Annotated in this window: 21 protein-coding genes and 1 tRNA gene; 11 read left to right on the forward strand and 11 right to left on the reverse strand. The window is 71.5% G+C overall.

Annotated elements, in window-relative coordinates:
• Positions 1-29 precede the first annotated feature (29 nt).
• From ACOJV9_RS14430 to ACOJV9_RS14440, 3 genes are all read right to left on the reverse strand, one after another.
• Positions 30-944, reverse strand: a complete 915-nt coding sequence (locus ACOJV9_RS14430; protein ID WP_420185915.1) for a PQQ-binding-like beta-propeller repeat protein — start codon at positions 942-944, stop codon at positions 30-32.
• A 50-nt stretch (positions 945-994) separates the two neighbouring features.
• Positions 995-1,990: a phytanoyl-CoA dioxygenase family protein gene (locus ACOJV9_RS14435; protein WP_420185916.1), complete on the reverse strand. Its 996-nt coding sequence runs from the start codon at positions 1,988-1,990 to the stop codon at positions 995-997.
• 124 nt (positions 1,991-2,114) lie between these two features.
• A complete protein-coding gene (locus tag ACOJV9_RS14440; protein ID WP_420185917.1) occupies positions 2,115-3,551 on the reverse strand; it encodes a GuaB1 family IMP dehydrogenase-related protein in 1,437 nt (478 codons plus the stop codon).
• A gap of 39 nt (positions 3,552-3,590) precedes the next feature.
• On the opposite strand from ACOJV9_RS14440, the gene ACOJV9_RS14445 reads away from it, so the two are divergent.
• Positions 3,591-4,844, forward strand: a complete 1,254-nt coding sequence (locus ACOJV9_RS14445) for a DUF445 domain-containing protein (RefSeq protein ID WP_420185918.1) — start codon at positions 3,591-3,593, stop codon at positions 4,842-4,844.
• Between the two features lie 85 nt (positions 4,845-4,929).
• Here ACOJV9_RS14445 and ACOJV9_RS14450 read toward each other — a convergent pair whose 3' ends face one another.
• Entirely contained in the window at positions 4,930-5,451 is a 522-nt protein-coding gene (locus ACOJV9_RS14450; protein ID WP_420185919.1) for a hypothetical protein, read from the reverse strand.
• 36 nt (positions 5,452-5,487) lie between these two features.
• Positions 5,488-6,000 (reverse strand): DUF1295 domain-containing protein, encoded by a 513-nt coding sequence (locus ACOJV9_RS14455; protein ID WP_420185920.1) that lies wholly within the window; start codon positions 5,998-6,000, stop codon positions 5,488-5,490.
• A 125-nt stretch (positions 6,001-6,125) separates the two neighbouring features.
• Here ACOJV9_RS14455 and ACOJV9_RS14460 point away from each other — a divergent pair, with 125 nt between their 5' ends.
• The 3 genes from ACOJV9_RS14460 to ACOJV9_RS14470 are packed head-to-tail and all read left to right on the forward strand — an operon-like array spanning position 6,126 to position 9,435.
• Positions 6,126-7,406 carry an NAD(P)/FAD-dependent oxidoreductase gene (locus ACOJV9_RS14460; RefSeq protein WP_420185921.1) on the forward strand — a complete coding sequence of 427 codons (1,281 nt, stop codon included), beginning with the start codon at positions 6,126-6,128 and terminating at the stop codon, positions 7,404-7,406.
• Complete coding sequence (locus ACOJV9_RS14465) at positions 7,403-8,182, forward strand: DUF1365 domain-containing protein (RefSeq protein ID WP_420185922.1); 780 nt, start codon at positions 7,403-7,405, stop codon at positions 8,180-8,182. The genes ACOJV9_RS14460 and ACOJV9_RS14465 overlap by 4 nt, the downstream gene beginning before the upstream one ends.
• Positions 8,179-9,435, forward strand: coding sequence for a class I SAM-dependent methyltransferase (locus ACOJV9_RS14470; RefSeq protein WP_420185923.1), 1,257 nt, complete (start codon positions 8,179-8,181; stop codon positions 9,433-9,435). Before ACOJV9_RS14465 ends, ACOJV9_RS14470 begins: the two co-directional genes overlap by 4 nt.
• A 7-nt stretch (positions 9,436-9,442) precedes the next feature.
• Here the strand turns inward: ACOJV9_RS14470 and ACOJV9_RS14475 are convergent, their stop codons facing one another.
• A complete protein-coding gene (locus ACOJV9_RS14475; protein ID WP_420185924.1) occupies positions 9,443-10,438 on the reverse strand; it encodes an NAD(P)H-binding protein in 996 nt (331 codons plus the stop codon).
• A gap of 22 nt (positions 10,439-10,460) precedes the next feature.
• On the opposite strand from ACOJV9_RS14475, the gene ACOJV9_RS14480 reads away from it, so the two are divergent.
• The 3 genes from ACOJV9_RS14480 to ACOJV9_RS14490 all read left to right on the forward strand — a co-directional run bounded on the left by ACOJV9_RS14480 (position 10,461) and on the right by ACOJV9_RS14490 (position 12,515).
• Entirely contained in the window at positions 10,461-11,186 is a 726-nt protein-coding gene (locus ACOJV9_RS14480) for a CPBP family intramembrane glutamic endopeptidase (RefSeq protein ID WP_420185925.1), read from the forward strand.
• Between the two features lie 65 nt (positions 11,187-11,251).
• Entirely contained in the window at positions 11,252-11,614 is a 363-nt protein-coding gene (locus tag ACOJV9_RS14485; RefSeq protein WP_420185926.1) for a TFIIB-type zinc ribbon-containing protein, read from the forward strand.
• Positions 11,615-11,687: 73 nt separating this feature from the next.
• Entirely contained in the window at positions 11,688-12,515 is an 828-nt protein-coding gene (locus tag ACOJV9_RS14490) for a hypothetical protein (protein ID WP_420185927.1), read from the forward strand.
• An 11-nt stretch (positions 12,516-12,526) separates the two neighbouring features.
• Here the strand turns inward: ACOJV9_RS14490 and ACOJV9_RS14495 are convergent, their stop codons facing one another.
• Together ACOJV9_RS14495 and ACOJV9_RS14500 are read right to left on the reverse strand one after the other, a co-directional pair.
• Entirely contained in the window at positions 12,527-12,961 is a 435-nt protein-coding gene (locus ACOJV9_RS14495) for a hypothetical protein (RefSeq protein WP_420185928.1), read from the reverse strand.
• Positions 12,962-13,041: 80 nt separating this feature from the next.
• On the reverse strand, positions 13,042-13,530 hold the full coding sequence (locus tag ACOJV9_RS14500) for an MBL fold metallo-hydrolase (RefSeq protein ID WP_420186007.1): 489 nt from the start codon (positions 13,528-13,530) through the stop codon (positions 13,042-13,044).
• Between ACOJV9_RS14500 and ACOJV9_RS14505 the strand changes: the two genes are divergently transcribed.
• Positions 13,418-13,876 carry a hypothetical protein gene (locus tag ACOJV9_RS14505; protein ID WP_420185929.1) on the forward strand — a complete coding sequence of 153 codons (459 nt, stop codon included), beginning with the start codon at positions 13,418-13,420 and terminating at the stop codon, positions 13,874-13,876. The genes ACOJV9_RS14500 and ACOJV9_RS14505 overlap by 113 nt on opposite strands.
• A 52-nt stretch (positions 13,877-13,928) precedes the next feature.
• Here ACOJV9_RS14505 and ACOJV9_RS14510 read toward each other — a convergent pair.
• The 3 genes from ACOJV9_RS14510 to ACOJV9_RS14520 all read right to left on the reverse strand — a co-directional run bounded on the left by ACOJV9_RS14510 (position 13,929) and on the right by ACOJV9_RS14520 (position 15,357).
• Positions 13,929-14,001 (reverse strand) — tRNA-Lys (locus ACOJV9_RS14510).
• 43 nt (positions 14,002-14,044) lie between these two features.
• Positions 14,045-14,467 (reverse strand): DUF1810 domain-containing protein, encoded by a 423-nt coding sequence (locus ACOJV9_RS14515; RefSeq protein WP_420185930.1) that lies wholly within the window; start codon positions 14,465-14,467, stop codon positions 14,045-14,047.
• On the reverse strand, positions 14,458-15,357 hold the full coding sequence (locus tag ACOJV9_RS14520; RefSeq protein ID WP_420185931.1) for a crotonase/enoyl-CoA hydratase family protein: 900 nt from the start codon (positions 15,355-15,357) through the stop codon (positions 14,458-14,460). The genes ACOJV9_RS14515 and ACOJV9_RS14520 overlap by 10 nt, the downstream gene beginning before the upstream one ends.
• Positions 15,358-15,388: 31 nt before the next feature.
• On the opposite strand from ACOJV9_RS14520, the gene ACOJV9_RS14525 reads away from it, so the two are divergent.
• From ACOJV9_RS14525 to ACOJV9_RS14535, 3 genes are all read left to right on the forward strand, one after another.
• Complete coding sequence (locus ACOJV9_RS14525; protein WP_420185932.1) at positions 15,389-16,030, forward strand: hypothetical protein; 642 nt, start codon at positions 15,389-15,391, stop codon at positions 16,028-16,030.
• 296 nt (positions 16,031-16,326) lie between these two features.
• Positions 16,327-16,953 (forward strand): DUF47 domain-containing protein, encoded by a 627-nt coding sequence (locus ACOJV9_RS14530; protein WP_420185933.1) that lies wholly within the window; start codon positions 16,327-16,329, stop codon positions 16,951-16,953.
• Between the two features lie 5 nt (positions 16,954-16,958).
• Positions 16,959-17,963: an inorganic phosphate transporter gene (locus tag ACOJV9_RS14535; RefSeq protein WP_420185934.1), complete on the forward strand. Its 1,005-nt coding sequence runs from the start codon at positions 16,959-16,961 to the stop codon at positions 17,961-17,963.
• The last annotated feature ends 28 nt before the right edge of the window (positions 17,964-17,991 follow it).

A 17,991-nucleotide genomic window follows, 5' to 3' on the forward strand; every position in this document is an offset into this window, starting at 1 on the left:
CCAGCGGCGCCCCCGCTCGGGTGGTGAGGTCAGGCGTCGTCGGCCCACGTGTAGCGGCGAACCGTGGCACCGTCGAGGACGGTGAGCCCCTCGTCGTCGACCCGCAGCGCCCGCAGCGGCTCCCCGCTCACCACCCGGCCCGTATGCCGTCCGCCCACCTCGAGCGTCGGCCTGCCCTTCCCGAAGGGCCACCACCAGACCCGCGAGCGGACGGATGCGACCCTGATCGGCTGCTCGGCCGTCGGCGCCGACGCGCAGGGCTCCGACGTCGTCGAGGTGCGGCTCCGGTCGAGGGTCTCGAACATGGTGAGCGCACACCCCCCCGACGACGCCGCGCGCAGGGTCAGACGGCCGTCCGGACCGACGGTCGCCCGCGACTCCGGTCGCAGCACGACGCGGCTCGACGCCGGGTCGACGAGGACGAGGGTGCCGTCGGGGGTGGGCAGGACCCCGACCGTGGGCAGGTTCCCGTCGGCGCCGACGACCGGGGCCGACGTGCCGGTCGCCGTCGGCTGCGGGGTCTGCCACGCCTCCCGCCCGTTGCCGTCGACGCCGATGAGACGGCACCCGCCGGGGGTTCCCCCACAGGCCTGGACCACCGTGACCGACGGCCCGGCCGCGACGAGCGCGAGCGCGTGGGCGGGTGGACCGGTCCAGGTCCAGCGCGATCGCCCGTCCAGCCCGGCACCGTCGAGCCGGTCCTGTCCGAGCACGAGCAGGCGGCCGGCACCGACGGCCGGTGTCCCCGAGGTCACCGAGCCGAGGGTGATCCGGGTCCCCGTGACGAGGTCGACCGCCACCGCGGACCCGCTTCCGACGAGCGCCCGCCCGCCGAGGACCTCACCGCGAAGCCCCGCCGCCTCCCACTGCCCCTCGAGGTCGCTGGTCCGTGGGGTCGTGGACCAGGCGAGCAGGGCGAAGGCGAGCAGGGCGAGGGCGGGCACGACGGCATACGCGATCGTGCGGTGGCGCGTGGCGCCCTCGAAGGAGCGGGTCAGCCACTCGCGCGCCAGCTGTCTCGCGCTCCCTTCAGCCCACTTTTGGCAGCGCGGGCTGCGCGGCGCAGGTTGGCCTTGACCATGGCCTTGGTGTCGGCTCCGTCGGCCGCCCCGGCGCGAGGCGCGGCGGGCGACCCCTTCTGGCCCTCGTAGGGGATGGGCGCCCACAGCTCGTTGAGCCCTGCGTCGGGGTCGTCCATGACCTCCGCGGGCATGTCGCGCAGGTGCAGCCCGGCGTCCTTCGCGGCCTGACGCGCCTCGTCGTCGTAGGGGCGCTTGCGCCAGGCGTCGACGAGGTAGGTGCGCGTCTTGGTGTAGTCGCAGTACCGCTTGGCGTGCGAGTCGTTGGCCCCGATGTGGGCGAAGATCGCGATGCGGTCGCCGTCGGCCTCGGCCACCTCGTCCGACGTGAACCGGTCGTGCTCGGTGGGCATGGGGAAGGGCGCGTCGGGGTCCTTGAGGAGCATGCCGTTGCCCGAGTGGGTGATGCGCATGCTCCACACGGCGAGGTCGCCCGGCTTGGTCTTGACGTAGAGGACCTCGCCCTCCGTCGTGTTGCGCATGTCGTGCGACCCGATGCGCAGGTTGAGCCCACCGGTGTGCTCCGAGTGGTCCTGGCAGTAGATGCCGAACCTCAGCTGGGTGTAGCGACTGTCCCAGTCCGGGGCGTGGGGGTCGACCCGGTCGGCGTTGTCCTTGTGCCAGCCCTTCTGTGTCCCGTTGATCGTGAAGGAGCTGTCCCCGCCGTAGAAGAGGTCATCGGTGCCGAGCAGCTTGCGAGCCACCGCGACCATCCGGCCGTCGGTGAGGACGTGGCGCAGCCTGGGGTTGGCCAGGAGGTCGCCGCCGTAGCCGCGGGAGGCATACGCAGCCTCGCGCAGTGCCTCGATCTCGTCCGGGGTGTAGACGCCGGGGAGGACGGCGTACCCGCGCTCCCAGAACTGGTCCACGTCGAGGGTGTCCACGGCGTCGTGGAGGGCGTTGTCCGACATGAGAGCTCCTCAGGATTCCAACAGAACTGGGCTGCACGGCCCGGTTTCGAGGCTAGCAGCGGGGCCCTCGGCCGTCAGGTGCCCACGTCGCGCGTGTCGCCTCGGGACGCCGGGACCGCCACGGTCACCACGACTGGTGCAGCGGTCGTCCCTCGGCGAAGCCGGCCGTGCTCTGGATGCCGATCGTCGCGCGCTCGTGGAACTCGGCGAGCGTGCGGGCACCGGAGTAGGTGCAGCTGCTCCGCAGGCCGGAGATGATCTCGTCGATGACGTCCTCGACCGAGGGACGGGCGGGGTCGACGAACATCCGGGCCGAGCTGATGCCCTCCTCGAACATCGCCTTGCGGGCGCGCTCGTAGGCGGAGTCGGTCGCGGTGCGGTTGCGGACGGCGCGGGAGGAGGCCATGCCGAAGGACTCCTTGAACTGGCGCCCGGTCTCGTCGGTGAAGAGGTCGCCCGGAGACTCGAGGGTCCCGGCGAACCACGAGCCGATCATGACGTTGGACGCACCCGCGGCGAGGGCGAGGGCGACGTCGCGGGGGTGGCGCACCCCGCCGTCGGCCCAGACGTGCTTGCCGAGCTCGCGGGCGGCCGCGGCGCACTCGAGGACGGCGGAGAACTGCGGCCGGCCGACCGCGGTCATCATGCGCGTCGTGCACATCGCACCCGGTCCGACGCCGACCTTGACGATGTCGGCCCCGGCCTCGACCAGCTCACGGGTCCCGGCGGCGCTGACCACGTTGCCCGCGACGACCGGCACCTGCGGGTCGAGGGCGCGCACGGCCCTGAGCGCGTCGAGCATCCGCTGCTGGTGGCCGTGCGCGGTGTCGATGACGAGGACGTCCGCCCCGGCCTCGAGCAGCTGCGCGGCCCTGGCCGCGACGTCGCCGTTGATGCCGACCGCGGCTCCGATGCGCAGGGCGCCGTCGGCGTCGAGCGCGGGGGAGTACAGGTTGGCGCGCAGCGCACCCTGGCGGGTGAGTACGCCGACGAGCGTCCCGTCCTCGGCGACGACGGGCGCGAGGCGGCGACGGGTGCCGGACAGGGTGTCGTACGCGCCGACCACGTCGACGTCGTCGCGCACCGTGACGAGGTCGCTCGACATGACGTCGCGCACCTGCACGAAGCGGTCGACGCCGCTGAGGTCCTTCTCGGTGACGACGCCGACGGGCCGGTCGCCCTCGGTGACGATGGCGGCGCCGTGCGCCCGCTTGCCGAGAAGCACCTGCGCCTCACCGACGGTCGTGTGCGGGTCGAGAGTGATGGCGGTGTCGAAGACGAGGTGCCGCTGCTTGGTCCAGCCGATGACCTCGCTGACGACCTCGACGGGGATGTCCTGCGGGATGATCGTCAGGGCCCCGCGGCGCGAGGTGGTCTCCGCCATCCGGCGCCCGGCGATCGCCGTCATGTTGGCCACGACCAGCGGGATGGTCGTGCCCGTCCCGTCGTCCGAGGCGAGGTCGACGTCGAGCCGGCTCGAGACGTCCGACCGAATCGGGACCATGAAGACGTCGTCGTAGGTGAGGTCGAACTGGGGCTGGAGACCGTTGAGGAACTGCACGGCCCCACTCTAGGAGGGGCGTGGGGCAGGATCGTGACCGTGAGCCTGCTCGCCCCCTCCCCGGCCGACGCCCAGCGCCGCACCGGTCTGCGCCGGATGCGGGCGCTCGCGCTTGGCCTGCTCGTGCTCGCCGCGATCGTGTATGCCGTGACGTTGCGTTCCGAGACCGGCTGGCTCGGCTACGTCAACGCCGGCGCGGAGGCGGCCATGATCGGGGCGCTCGCGGACTGGTTCGCGGTGACCGCGCTCTTCCGCCACCCGCTCGGGGTGCCGGTGCCGCACACCGCGATCATCCCCAAGCGCAAGAACGAGATCGGACGCAACCTCCAGGAGTTCGTCACCGAGAACTTCCTCACCGAGCAGGTCGCCCGTGAACGGCTGGCGTCCGCACGGGTGGGGGAGCGGCTCGGCGAGTGGCTGCTCCTCCCGGCCCACCGCACCCGGGTGATGTCGGAGGTCGTCCGCGTCACCCGCGCCGGCCTCGGGCGACTCTCCGACGAGGACGTCCGGGAGGTCATCGAGGACTTCCTCCTGCCGCGGCTGGCGAAGGAGCCGATCAGCCCCATCGCAGGCTCGCTGCTCGAGGGCGTCGTCGGCGAGCGCACCCACCACGGGCTCGTCGACCTCGCACTCGAGCAGCTGCACGACTGGCTGGGCGACAACCCCGGCACCTTCGCCTCGGTCATGGGCGAGCGAGCACCGTGGTGGTCGCCCCCGTGGGTGGACGACCGGGTCATCGGGTGGAGCTACCAGCAGGTCCTCACCTGGCTGCGCGACATTCGTGAGACGCCCGGGCACCCGGCCCGTGTGGCCCTCGACGACCTGCTCACCCGGCTGGCGCGCGACCTCCAGACCGACCCCGAGGTCATGGCGCAGGCGGAGTCGCTCAAGGAGCGGCTGCTGTCGCACCCGCAGGTGCCGGAGACGGCCCTGGGCCTCTGGCGCTCCTTCGGCTCGGCGCTCGAGACGGCGATGGACGACCCCACGTCGTACTTCCACGTGCGAGGGGACGAGCTGCTCGAGCACCTCGGCCGCCACCTCGTCGAGGACGAGCCGTGGCGCTCGCGTCTCGAGGGGCACCTCGGCGAGGCGGTGTCGTTCTTCGTCAACACCTACGGCTCCGAGCTCGCCGAGGTCATCTCGGTCACCGTCGACCAGTGGGACGGGCGCGAGGCCGCGGAGCGCATCGAGCTCCACGTCGGCCGCGACCTCCAGTTCATCCGCATCAACGGGACGATCGTCGGCGCCCTCGCCGGGGTGACGATCCACGCGGTGAGCTCGCTCGCGACCTGACCCCGACGATGATCGTGGACACACGACACCCCGCATGCCTCTGCGGCATACGGGGTGTCGGAGCTCCTCGAGGTGGAGGAGCGGGTCAGGTGCGGCGGGTGTCCCCGTGGCGGCCCTGGCCGGGCAGGTCGTCGCGGTCGAGCCGCCCGTCGCGGTCACGGTCGAGCCGGCCGCCGGCCGTGCCGTCGTGGTCCGTGCCGTGGTCCGTGCCGTGGTCCGTGCCGTGGCCCTCGGTGCGGTCGGGACGCCCGTCCCCGTCGGTGTCGACGTCCGGGTCGAGCTCGTCGGCGCGCTGGAGCTTCTCCTCGTACTCGTGACGAGCCTCCATGGCGGGCTCGCGCCGGCGAGCGCTCTCGGTGTCGAGCTTGTCGGCCTCGGCGAGCTTCTGCTCCGCCTCCGCCCGCGCCTGCCGGGCCTCGGCCGCGGCCTGCGTGGCGTGCGCCTCACGCTCGCGCACGACCTGCGAATGCTCCTGCGCCTCCGCGCGGACCTCGGCCGCCTTCTCGCGCTTGGACTCCTCGTTGCGCTTGCGCATCATGGGAACGAGCAGCAGCGCCAGTGCGATGAGCACGACCACTGCGATCACCCACCACCAGATGGTGTCCATCCGGACCACACTCCTTCGATGTCGTGAGGACTGCCCTCACCCTTCGACGTTAGTGACCCCCGGCCCGGTTCGGGGGTTCAGGCCTTGACCGAAAACACGCCCTGAGCAGGACCGACGTCGCCTCAGCCGGCGGGCCGGCGACCGGGGGCCGGGGCAGGAACATCGGGGTCCGCTCCATGTAGTCGCGGTAGCCGGGCCGCTGGCCATCTCCGACTCGAGCAGCCGGGCCCCCGTGGCGAAGGCCAGCACGTAGGTCATGACCACCGGCGACACGACCGTCAGCACGCCCGGCGCGCCGCCCAGCGCGCGACGCCGGATGTGCCAGGCCAGGCGTGCTCCCCACACGGTCACGAGCACGGCGAGGAGCAGGGACCGCGCCGAACGGGTGCCGACGGCATACGTCACCCAGGCGATGGCCACGAGGACCAGCCCCCACGAGACGTCGACGACCGAGAGCCGGCCGAGCCGGCGCGAGACCACGGCCGTCACACCCATGACTCCTGCCGCATTGAGCAGCGCAGCCACGGTGGTGACGAGGATGTGGCGCAAATGCGCACTTTGGCACGGCGGCGAGCCGCATCGCGCGCACGCTGGCGCTTAGGGTCACTACCCACCTGATCCAGAGCCCAAACCTCTCCTCCAATCCGGTTTCCTGCCGGCAACGAATGGACGGCATGACTCCGAACGACGATGCTCCGCGCACCGCTGTCATCGGCTCCGGCGTGGCCGGGCTGACGGCGGCCCACGTGCTGGCGCGACGCCACCACGTCACCCTCTTCGAGGCGGACACCAGGCTGGGCGGGCACGCCCACACGCACACGGTCGCCTCCGGCGCGGGGCAGGTCCGGGTCGACTCGGGCTTCATCGTGCACAACGACCGGACCTACCCCCTCCTCGGCCGGCTGTTCGAGGAGCTGGGGATCGAGGTGCGCGACACCGAGATGTCCATGTCGATCTCCGACCCCGTCACGGGCATGGAGTACGCCGGGGGGCGGGGAGTCACCGGCTTCCTCGCGCGCCCCCGCCAGCTCCTCTCGCGCGACTTCCTGACGATGCTGCGGTCGGTCCGGCGCTTCCACCGCGAGGCGGCTGCCTTCCTCGAGGCGACCGACGACACCGACCAGACCACCTATGGGGACTTCGTCGCGAGCCGCGACTTTCCGGAGAGCTTCGTCGAGCTGTATGCCGTGCCGCTCGTGTCCTGCGTGTGGTCCAGCGGCCGGGGCGACGCGATGGACTACCCGGCGCGCTACCTGTTCCAGTTCCTCGACCACCACGGGATGCTCAGCATCGGCGGAGCGCCGCAGTGGCGCACGGTCGTCGGCGGTTCGGCGACCTACGTCGAGGCGCTCGCGGCCCGGCTCCCGGACGTGCGGCGCGGGCACGAGGTCCTCACCGTCGAGCGCGACGACGACGGCGTCGAGGTCACCACGGCCGCCGGCCGGGAGCGCTTCGACCACGTCGTCCTCGCGACCCACGCCGACGACGCCCTCCGCCTGCTCGTCGACGCCACCCCGGTCGAGAAGGAGGTGCTCGGCGCCTTTCGCTACTCCCGCAACGAGACGGTGCTGCACCGTGACTCCTCCTTCCTGCCGCGCGCCCGCTGGGCCCACGCGTCCTGGAACTACCGGGCGTCCCGGCCAGGGCAGGACGCGGGTGCCACGGGCGCCGTCGTCACCTACGACATGAACCGCCTCATGGGGCTTCCGGCGTCGGACCGCCTGTTCGTCACGCTCAACGCCACCGCCGTCATCGACCCGGCGTCCGTCGTCGCCGTCATGGACTACGCCCACCCCATCCACGACCTCGAGGCCGTCCGCGCGCAGCGGCGCCGCTCCGAGATCACGACGTCGCGCACCGCCTTCGCCGGCGCGCACTGGGGCTGGGGGTTCCACGAGGACGGTGCCCGCTCGGGCGTCGAGGCCGCACGTGCCCTGGGCGTGGAGTGGTCGTGACGCAGACCCTGCCCGCCTCGCAGGCGGTGTCCGTCGAGCTGCCGGCGCTTCCTGCCCTCGTCGTCGGCCGGGTCCACCACATCCGCCACGTCCCCTTCCGGCGGGCCTTCGGGAACCGGCACTACCAGTGGCTGATCGACCTCGACGAACCGCTCGACCTGCCCACGTGGCTCGGCCCGGTGGCGTCGTTCCGCCCGGAGGACCACCTGTCCGGTCCGTCGACCCTGCCCGAGCTCAAGGCGAACGTGCTGCGCTGCCTCGAGCGCGACGGCATACCCACTGAGGGTGTGACGCGCGTCGTCGCGCTCACCCACGCACGAGTGCTCGGTCACGTCTTCGACCCGATGACGGCGTACTGGTGCCTCACCGCCGCCGGCGAGCTGCGCGGTGTGGTCGTCGAGGTGCACAACACCTACGGCGGACGACACGCGTATGCCGTCCGGCCGGACTCGCGTGGCGCCGCGTCCGTGGACAAGGACTTCTACGTCTCGCCGTTCAACGACACCACCGGCGAGTACGCGATCCGCTTCCACCTCGACGCCGAGCGGGTCTCGGTGGCGATCCGGCTGCACCGCGACGCCGAGCTGGTCTTCACGGCGGTCGTCGAGGGCCGGCTCGTGCCCGGCACACCACGGTCGGTCGTGGCCACGGTCGCGCGCCACCCGTTCATGCCCCAGCAGGTGACCGCCCTGATCCGGATGCACGGCATCCGCCTCTGGGCCCGCCGCCTCCCCGTCCACCCCCGTCCTGCCGAATCCCTGGAGACCGTCCGATGACGTCCGAAGTCCTCACCCCCCTCGAGCTGCCCTCGCCGAGGCGGGTGCTCACCCGCGGAGCAGTCGCCCGCGCCCTCATCCACCGCATCGTCGCGGGGGTCCCCGTGCGGCTGCGCTACACCGACGGCACCACCGTGGGCGGCGGCGGTCCCGACGCCCCGACGCTCGAGGTCGTCCGGGCGGACTCGATGTACGGGAGGATCGGCCAGCACCCCAAGATCGGCCTCGGTGAGGGCTACATGGCCGGTGACTGGCGGGCCGCGGAGGGGACCGACCTCGCGCAGGCCCTGCTGCCGTTCGCCGAGCGCATGAGCCACCTGCTGCCCAAGCCGCTGCTCTCGATGCGACGCCTCGTCGACCGTGCGCTACCCACCGCCACGCGCAACACCCTCAGCGGCAGCCGGGCGAACATCGAGGCGCACTACGACCTGTCCAACGACCTCTTCGCGGCCTTCCTCGACCCGACCATGTCGTACTCGTCCGCACTCTTCGACCCCTCGCGGCCGCTCGCCGAGCAGGACCTCGTCGAGGCGCAGCACCGCAAGATCGACGCCATCCTCGACACCGCCAAGGTCGGGCCCGGCTCCCGGGTCCTCGAGATCGGCACCGGCTGGGGCGAGCTGTCGCTGCGGGCCGCTGCCCGCGGCGCGGACGTCCTGTCGATCACCCTGTCACGCGAGCAGCAGGCACTGGCGCGGGAGCGGATCGCCGACGGCGGCCTCGCCGACCGGGTCGAGGTCCGGCTCCAGGACTACCGCGAGCTCAGCCCGCGCACCGACGGCAGCTTCGACGCGGTCGTGTCGGTCGAGATGATCGAGGCGGTCGGCGAGGAGTACTGGCCGACCTACTTCGCGGCGATCGACAAGCTCCTGGCGCCGGGTGGGACGGCTGTCGTGCAGGCGATCCTCATGGACCACGACCGCTTCCTCGCCACCCGCAACTCCTACGGCTGGATCCAGAAGTACATCTTCCCGGGCGGGCTGATCCCGTCGCTGGAGGCGATGCGTTCGGTGACCGGGCGGCACACCGACCTCCGCGTGACGGGGGTCCACGCCTTCGGCGCGGACTACGCCGAGACGCTCCGTCGATGGCGCCTGACCTTCCTCGAGCAGTGGCCGCGGATCGAGGGTGGCTCGTTCGACGAGAGGTTCAGGCGGATGTGGGAGTTCTACCTCGCCTACTGCGAGGCCGGGTTCTCCTCCGGCTACCTCGACGTCGCCCAGGTGACGATGACGCGTCCGCGCACCGCCTGACCTTTGGTCAGCCGGCCCAGTCGGGGTCGGCGGCGGTGATCTGGGCCGGGTCGACCGTGCCCGGCTCCGGGCGCTCCTTGCCCTGGCCGCCGAGCGCCGCGCGCACGGCGTCGTCGAACGCGGTCGGTCCGCCCGCAGGTGGGCCGACGACGTCGTCGATGTCGTTCTCCTGGCAGACGACCTCGTGGATGAGGCTGCCGACCAGGGGCTTGGCGATGCCGGCCGGTACCGGGGTGACGAGGCCGACCCAGTGGCTGGCCAGGCTCGGGGTGAGCACCGGCACCGTGCGGATGGTGCGCGGGCGCAGGCCTGCCGCCGCGGCATACCGCTGGATCATCTCGCTGTAGGTGAGGACCTCAGGGCCGCCGACGTCGAAGGTGCGGTTGACCTCGCCCTCGATCGTCGCGGCACCGACGAGGTAGTGGAGGATGTCGCTGATCGCGATCGGCTGGATCCGGTTGTCGACCCACTTCGGCGTCACCATGACGGGGAGCTTTTTGGTGAGGTGGCGCAGCATCTCGAACGACGCCGATCCGGAGCCGATGATGATCGCGGCCTGGAGCACGACCGTCGGCACGCCCGAGGCCATGAGGAGGTCGCCCACCTCGACCCGTGAGGCGAGGTGCGTCGAGAGCTGTCCGCCGTCCGGGTGCAAGCCGGACAGGTAGACGATGCGCCGCACGCCCGCCTCCTGCGCCGCCAGGCCGAAGGTGCGGGCCAGCTCGCGGTCGCGGTGCTCGAAGTCGTCCTTGCCGTCCATCGAGTGCAGCAGGTAGTAGGCGACGTCGACGTCCGCGAGCGCCGTCTCGAGGTCCTGGCGCGAGGTGGCGTCGCCCTCGACGACCTCGACGTCGTCGGCCCAGTTGCGGGCGCGCAGGCGGTCCGCCGACCGGGTCAGGACACGGACACGGTGGTCGTCGGCGAGGAGGACGGGGACGAGGCGGGACCCGATGTAGCCGGTCGCGCCCGTCACGAGGACACGGGGCTGCTGGTCGGAAGTCATCTGTGGCATCGTCTCACTGGTCATGCCGAATCCCGTCACGGAACTGCGTCGATTCTTCAACGCTGCGCTCGTCGAGCCCGTCCCGCGGGACCACACCGAGAGCGACGCGGCGTTCCGCCGACGGCGGGTGGTCGCGGGAGCGACCCTCCTCGTCGGTCTCGGGGTCCACGCCTGGGCGTTGCGGATCCCGGCGGGCAACGACCTCTTCTACTTCGCCGCGGTGGCGCTCGCGGTCGTCTGGGCCGTCGGTGCGCTGCTCTCCGGTCCGCTGCACCTCGGGCGCGCGCACACCCGGGCGGGTGACCACGCAGGCCGCTCGGTCGTCCAGTCGCTCGTGCTCGGTGGGGCGCTGCTGGGCCTCTTCCTCGCGGGCGCCCTCGTCGTCGCCCGCATCCCGGTGCTCCGTGAGCCCGTCGAGGGCCTGCTCGCCCACGCGACCTACGGGTCGCTGGCCGTGGTCGCGGTCATCACGGCGGTGAACGGGGTCGCCGAGGAGCTGTTCTACCGGGGAGCGCTGTTCGCCGCCGTCGGGCGCAAGCATGCAGTGCTCGTCACGACGGTCATCTACACGCTCGTCTCCGCCGCCGCGGGGATCCCGCTTCTCGTCGTGGCAGGCCTGTTGGTGGGGCTGGTCGTCGGGCTGCAACGACGGGTCACTGGTGGGATCCTCGGGCCGATCATCACCCACCTCACCTGGTCGCAGGGCATGCTCTTCCTCCTCCCGCACGTGCTCGACGCCGCCGGCTGACCGACGAGCCCGAGGTTTCTCGTCGGGTCGGGCACTCCTGGCCCGGGTGGGGCGTTGGGCAGGGCATGAGCACCCTCACCTGCCCCAAGTGCGCGTCGGAGATGCGCAGCTACGAGCGCAACCAGGTCCACGTCGACCAGTGCACCGGCTGTGGTGGCCTCTTCCTCGACCGCGGTGAGCTCGAGGCCCTCGTCAACGCCGAGAACGCCTGGCACCAGCAGTCGGCGCCCCCGGCCCCGCCGCAGCAGCAGCCGCAGCAGCCCCCGGTCCCGCAGCAGCCGGCATATCCCGCGCAGGCCGGTCCGTACGCGCAGCCGGCAGCGCACTCCTACGGCCAGGCCCCGAGGTACTCGTCCTCGCCCGGCAAGGGCTACTACGGTCACGGCCAGCGTCGCAAGAAGTCGTTCCTCTCCGAGCTGTTCGACTGACCGCGCCGCACCCCCGACTCGCAGGCCCCCGTTGACCGCTGGTCAGCGGGGGTGTGTCGTGCCACGCTGAGCCATGAGCTTCGAGGTGGGGGACACGACCGAGGTGGGGGCCCGGGAAGCCGGTCCGCTGGCGGCTCGTGAGGAGCACTGGTCCATGCGCGTGACGGCAGCCCTCGGTGGCGTCGTCGTCGTCGTGTGCCTCATGGTGCTGGGGTCGGCGTGGACCAGCGGTCTTCGGCCTTCGACGCTCGACGACCTGCGGTCCGATATCGCGTCCGGCGCCGTCGTCCAGTGGTACGTCGCGTCGTCGGTCGAGAGGGAACCACGGGACTTCGCTCGTGCGGTGCAGGCGGGGATGTCGAACGGAGACACCGACTCGTCCGGCGCCGAGGGTGGGACTGGCGTCGCCCCGGAGGAGTTCCCGAACGGCGGGATCCTGGTCTGGCGGACCTGGGGCGGCCGCGGGTGGTCGGTGGCCGGCCCGGACGGGCTCGCGAGCTCGTCGATGTCGGCGGAGGCCACCGAGGAGACCGTGCTGCTCGTGCGCCAACTGCGGGAGGCGCAGGTCCCGATGAGGCCGTTCTCCTTCTCGGACACCACGCCCCTCGAGGTCGTGTACGCCGTCGGTGCGGTGCTGCTGCTGGGACGGCTGGTGCTCGGACCGTCGACACGCGTGGGGACGAAGTGGTTCTGGTTCTGGCTCGTGGCCACCACACCGCTCCAGATCGGTGCCATCGCGTATGCCGTGACCGAGCTCGTCGGTCTCCGTCGACAACCGGACCGGCCGCTGGACCGGCGGGCCAAGGGTCTGGTCGGCTTCGTGGGAGGCATCGTCATCGCCCTCGCGGTCGCCCTGATCGCCGAGCTGCTGCGCTCCCGCGGGGTCGGCATCCCGCTCTGAGCGCGGGCGGCTCACACGTCGTCGGGGGTGGCCTCGTGCCCGGCGCGGCCGTGGGTGCGACGCTCCTGCTTCATCTCTGCCTCGTAGACGTGGCGCCGCCCGTCCATGAGTGCGTCCCGCACGCGCTGGTCGTGCTCCCGGAAGGCGGCGTAGTAGCCGTCGTCGAACTCCTCGACGATCTGGAAGGTCCACCGGCCGGCAAGGACGTTGCGCCCCAGGAGGTCCTTCTCGATCTCGTCCGCCATCTCCTCGTGCCCTGCTGCACGCAGCTGGTCGACCGCCTCGCCCAGCGTGAGGTCGGCGCGGCCGAGGTTGCGGTGGAACGCGAAGAGCAAGCCGCGCGCCTCCTCGATGCACTCGAACGCCTCGGACAGCTTGCCGACGGCCTCGGCCGTCGCGTCGCTGGTCCCGGCGGGGCGGCTGTGGGCGTCGTCGACGGACTTCATGGCGTCGATGCTAGGGGGCGGGTCTCGGCAGTGGTGGGGTTGAGACCGGTTGTCTGGCTCCGGGCAGCCCCGTCCACCTCTCACCCCATCGGGTAGCTGTCCCCGCGGTGCAGCACCCGGAGACGGTCGCCGAGTCCGGCCTGCTCCGCTGCCGTGGTGAAGTCCTCCAGGGAGGACGTGAAGACGTCGTAGTCGTCGTAGTGGATCGGGATGGCGACGTCGGGGTCGACGAGCCGGACGGCCTGGACCCCCTGCTCGGCGTCCATCGTCACCAGGATCCCGAGCACCTTGGTGCCGCCGAGGTGGAAGAAGCCGAGGTCGACGTCGGGGTGGCGCCGCGGGATCTCGTCGAGCTCGTCGTGCATGAGCGTGTCGCCGCTGATGTAGATCGTCCCGATCCGGCTCCGGTCGTCGGCCTGCAGGATGCTGCCCATGACGTCCGGGAGGACGAGGTCGGTGACGCCCGGACCGTGGCGCGCCGGGCAGGCCGTGATCGAGAGCCGGCGCTCGCCCTTGGTGACGGTGAGGGTCTCCCAGGTGTCGAGCCCACGCGCCTGCGTGAAGCCCAGCTCGTGCAGCTGGTCGCGGGCCTGCGGGGTTGGTGACGACCGGGAGGGACCGGTCGAGGTGCTGCTGCGCCACCTGGTCGAAGTGGTCGCCGTGGAAGTGCGAGAGCAGCACGAGGTCGAGGGGCGGCAGGTCGTCGATCTCCACGGCCGGGTCGGTCAGCCGCTTCGAGCTCATGCCGTACCCGAGGTCGACGCTGGTGTGGCGGTGCACGAACGTCGGGTCGGTGAGGATCGTGAACCCGCCGTACCTCAGCAGGAGCGTGGCGTTGCCGATGAACAGTACCGAGTCCTCGCTCGGGTCGTCCGTGGTCGTGGCGTCCAGTACGAGCTCGGTGTCCATGTCTGACGGGCTACCCGCGGTGCCGTGATCCAAACGGCGACCCGACCAGGACGGGGGGTGGGCCCCGTGGGACTCGAACCCACAACCTACGGATTAAAAGTCCGCAGCTCTAACCATTGAGCTAGAGGCCCGCGCGGGCAGCACCCGCACGTCCGCAGACGATACCTGTCGAGGTCAGAGGCGCTCGAGCGTCGCCGGGTCCTCGTCCCCGTCGAAGTACCTGTCCAGCACATCGACGAAGAGCTGACGGTCCAGGTCGACCTCGGCCGCGTGGGCGAACAGCGTCATCGACGACCGCAGCTTCACCGCGTCGATGCCACCGAACACGGCCACCGGATCGGACCCGGGCAGGCCCAGCAACACCTCACAGCACTCGCGAAGCCGTTGTCCCAGAACGGGATCACGCAGGTAGGCACGCGCCTCGACAAGTCCGGACACGGCATACCGCTGCGCCATCGCACTGCGCCCGAGCCCGGCGACCTGAGGGAAGACGAACCACATCCAGTGGCTCGTCTTGCGCCCCCGGCGCAGTTCGGTCAGCGCGGCCGCATACGCGCCGCCCGAGTCCTGTGCCTCGACGAAGCGGTTCAGTCCCACGGCAGCCACTCCGGCAGGTCGCGCGAGGCCGACGTCGTGAACTCGGGCGACCGTTTGTCCTGGAATGCCGCAACGCCCTCCTTGCCGTCGTGGACGCTCGTCCACCACATCGCGAGCGAGTCGATGCGATGTGCCTCGAGGGGGTGCGGCTGGGCGGCGTTGCGCCACATCATCTGGCGGGTCAGGGCCGTCGCGACGGGTGAGCGCCCGGTGACGAACCGACGCGCCAGCTCGTACGCCCTGTCCGGCAACGCCTCCGGCTCCACGACGGACCGGAGCAGACCCCCCTCGAGCGCCTCGTCGGGCGACAGGATGTCGGCGGCATACGTCCACTCCAGCGCGCGCGAGATCCCGACGAGCCGCGGCAGGAACCACGACGAGCACGCCTCGGGCACGATGCCCAGGCGGCCGAACACGAAGCCGATGCGGGCGTTCGTCGACGCCAGTCGCACGTCCATCGGCAGCGTCATGGTCGCGCCGATCCCCACGGCGGGGCCGTTGATGGCGGCGATGACCGGCTTCGTGCAGTCGTTGATCGCCAGCACCACGCGACCGCCGGTGTCGCGCACCCCCTCCGCGATCTCCGGTGCGTCGAGCCGGGTCCGCATGTCGTCCAGGGTGGGCGCGATCGACTCGTCGAGCCCGAAGACGTTGCCCTCGCGGGAGAGGTCCATCCCGGCACAGAACGCGCGGCCGGCCCCCGTCACGACGACGGCCGACACCGCGTCGTCGGTGTTGACGCGGCGGAAGGCGTGCTCGAGCTCGCGCGCCATCGTCACCGTGAAGGCGTTGAGCGCGTCCGGCCGGTGGAGCGTGAGGGTGAGGATGCCGTCGTCGGCCACCTCCCAGAGCAGCGTCTCGTACGTCTCGTGGTCGTCGCTGTGCGTCATGGTGCCCAACGTACGGGTGCAAGATGGGGCGATGACAGACAGCGGCCGCAGCGCCCCCCGACGCCCGATCGCGTTCGGCCCGGACGCCATCGAGGCGCACGGCGGCAGCCTGCCCGGGCCGGCGGAGGTCACCGAGATCGCCCACCAGACCGCTGCGGTGCTCGTGGGCACGGGCCGCGCCGCCGACGACCCTGCCGTCACCGCCCGCCTCGTCGCGCTCGTGGACGAGCTCGGGCTCTCGACCGTCGCCGAGCTGTGGGCCGCCCGGCCGGCGCGGAGCCTGCCGGGTGCCCTCTGGCGGCTCTATGCGTTGCGCGAGTGGGTCCGCCGCCAGCCCGTCCAGGCGAGCCGGGAGTATGCCGCGGGCGTCCGGTTCACCGACGTCGCGCACGCCGTCGCCGGCATCGCGGAGCCGCCCGGTCCCGACGAGGTCAAGGCCCTCGCCGACGACATCCTCACCGGCATCTTCTCGGGGGACCTCGCCGTGGCCCTCGAGCGCGCTGCCGCGTTCGCCTCCGTCATCTCCGCCGGGCGGGCGGACCTCGCCCACGACCGGGACGGGGTCGACCCGAGCGGCGCGGGGGCGCTGACCACCACCGCCGCCGCGATGCAGCGCACGGGCGAGGACCTCGTCGCCTGTGCCCGCCTCTGGCGGGCCGACGAGCTCGACTGAGCAGGCCGGCATACACCTGCTTGTCCACAGGGAAGATCCACAGGTGGGCAACGGGAACATCCTCGGGGCGCGGGCGCGTTAGGCTTCAGTGGTGGTGCCGGACCGCGGCAGCCCCGGGTCCCAAAATCAGCCGCTACGAGCGGCCACGCGCCGTGAGGCGCTCCCGGTCCGGCACCACGCCTCTTCCCACCGGCAGCGTTCTCAAACGTGGCGGAAACGGTCGATGACGAACATCTGGCCCGGAGGCCGTAGCCTTTCTCCCGACACTTGACCTCGAGCCGTTCGGAGAGCCTCTCGTGGCCTTCAGCCTCACCCCCAAGGACAACGGGTTCTACGACCTGTTCTCCCAGTCCGCCAAGCACCTCATCGACGGGGCGGCGGAGCTCACCGCCATCCTCGGAGCGGACAGCCAGACGGAGCGCGACACCATCGCCGCCAGGATGAGCGAGGTGGAGACCTCGGCCGACGAGGCCACCCACGAGCTGATCCGCAAGGTGAACTCGTCGTTCATCACGCCGTTCGACCGCGAGGACATCCACGGCCTGGCGAGTGCCCTGGACGACTGCATGGACCACATGGACGCTGCGGCCGACCTCGTGGCGCTCTACCGGATCGACAAGTTCCCCAAGGGCGTGGCCAAGCAGGTCGAGATCCTCGGGCGGATGGCCGAGCTCACCGTCGACGCGATGCCGCGGCTGCGCTCGATGAAGGACCTCAGCAGCTACTGGATCGAGATCAACCGTCTCGAGAACCGCGCTGACAAGGCCTACCGCCGCATGCTCGCCGAGCTGTTCAACGCCGAGGGCGCCGACGCCATCCTCGTCATGAAGCTCAAGGAGCTCATCGACGAGCTCGAAGCCGCGGCCGATGCGTTCGAGACCGTGGCCCACAAGGTCGAGAGCATCGCCGTCAAGGAGTCCTGACCACTGTGGACAGCTGGATCCCGGTGGCCCTCGTCGTCTCCCTGGCGATGGGCTTCAACTACACCAACGGCTTCCACGACGCAGCGAACGCGATCGCGACGTCGGTCTCGACGCGCGCCCTGACGCCGCGCATCGCTCTCGGCATGGCCGCGATCGCCAACCTCTTCGGTGCCTTCCTCGGCACCAAGGTCGCCAAGACGGTCGGCAGCGGCATCATCGACGCTCCCGCGGGCACGGTGGGCCTGACCATCTGTGCCGCCGGCCTCATCGGCGCGATCGCCTGGAACATGCTGACCTGGTGGTACGGCCTGCCGTCGTCCTCCTCCCACGCCCTCATCGGCGGGCTCGGTGGCGCGGCCATCGCGGCCGCGTCGACCGTCCACTGGGACGCCGTGCTGCAGAAGGTCATCCTCCCGATGATCGCCTCGCCGCTCGTCGGGCTCGTCGTGGGCTACCTCGTCATGACACTGATCATGTGGCTGTTCCGCCGCGCCCACCCGGGCCGGGTGAACCGTGGGTTCCGCTACGCGCAGACCGTGTCGGCCGCCGCCATGGCGTTCGGGCACGGCATGCAGGACGCCGCCAAGACCGCCGGGGTCGTCGTCCTCGCGCTCACCGTGGGCGGCTTCCAGTCCGAGGAGAGCACCGCGATCCCGCTCTGGGTCCTCGTGATGAGCGCACTCGTCATCTCGGCCGGGACGTATGCCGGCGGGTGGCGGATCATGCGCACGCTCGGCCGCCGCATCATCCACCTGGACCCGCCGCAGGGCTTCGCCGCGGAGACCACGGCTGCGGCGGTCCTCTTCGTCGCGACGGGCACGGGTGCCCCCATCTCGACGACCCACGCGATCACCTCGGCGATCATGGGCGTCGGCTCGACGAAGTCGATCAAGGCGGTGCGCTGGGGCGTGGCCAAGAACATCGTCGGCGCGTGGGTCTTCACCTTCCCCGGCGCCGGTCTGGTCGCCGCCCTCTCCTACCTCCTCCTCAAGCTCGTCCTCGGCATCTGACCCCCAGGCTTCTCCACTTATTGCCAGT

The organism is Knoellia terrae, assembly GCF_048606435.1.
GTDB classification, from domain to species: Bacteria; Actinomycetota; Actinomycetes; order Actinomycetales; family Dermatophilaceae; genus Knoellia; species Knoellia terrae.

Bases quoted from the DNA above. Each gene is read 5' to 3' on its own strand.
- ACOJV9_RS14435 (WP_420185916.1), bottom strand. From the start codon at position 1,990: ATGTCGGACAACGCCCTCCACGACGCCGTGGACACCCTCGACGTGGAC.
- ACOJV9_RS14450 (WP_420185919.1), bottom strand. From the start codon at position 5,451: ATGGACACCATCTGGTGGTGGGTGATCGCAGTGGTCGTGCTCATCGCA.
- ACOJV9_RS14460 (WP_420185921.1), top strand. From the start codon at position 6,126: ATGACTCCGAACGACGATGCTCCGCGCACCGCTGTCATCGGCTCCGGC.
- ACOJV9_RS14470 (WP_420185923.1), top strand. From the start codon at position 8,179: ATGACGTCCGAAGTCCTCACCCCCCTCGAGCTGCCCTCGCCGAGGCGG.
- ACOJV9_RS14475 (WP_420185924.1), bottom strand. From the start codon at position 10,438: ATGACTTCCGACCAGCAGCCCCGTGTCCTCGTGACGGGCGCGACCGGC.
- ACOJV9_RS14480 (WP_420185925.1), top strand. From the start codon at position 10,461: ATGCCGAATCCCGTCACGGAACTGCGTCGATTCTTCAACGCTGCGCTC.
- ACOJV9_RS14485 (WP_420185926.1), top strand. From the start codon at position 11,252: ATGAGCACCCTCACCTGCCCCAAGTGCGCGTCGGAGATGCGCAGCTAC.
- ACOJV9_RS14490 (WP_420185927.1), top strand. From the start codon at position 11,688: ATGAGCTTCGAGGTGGGGGACACGACCGAGGTGGGGGCCCGGGAAGCC.
- ACOJV9_RS14495 (WP_420185928.1), bottom strand. From the start codon at position 12,961: ATGAAGTCCGTCGACGACGCCCACAGCCGCCCCGCCGGGACCAGCGAC.
- ACOJV9_RS14520 (WP_420185931.1), bottom strand. From the start codon at position 15,357: ATGACGCACAGCGACGACCACGAGACGTACGAGACGCTGCTCTGGGAG.
- ACOJV9_RS14525 (WP_420185932.1), top strand. From the start codon at position 15,389: ATGACAGACAGCGGCCGCAGCGCCCCCCGACGCCCGATCGCGTTCGGC.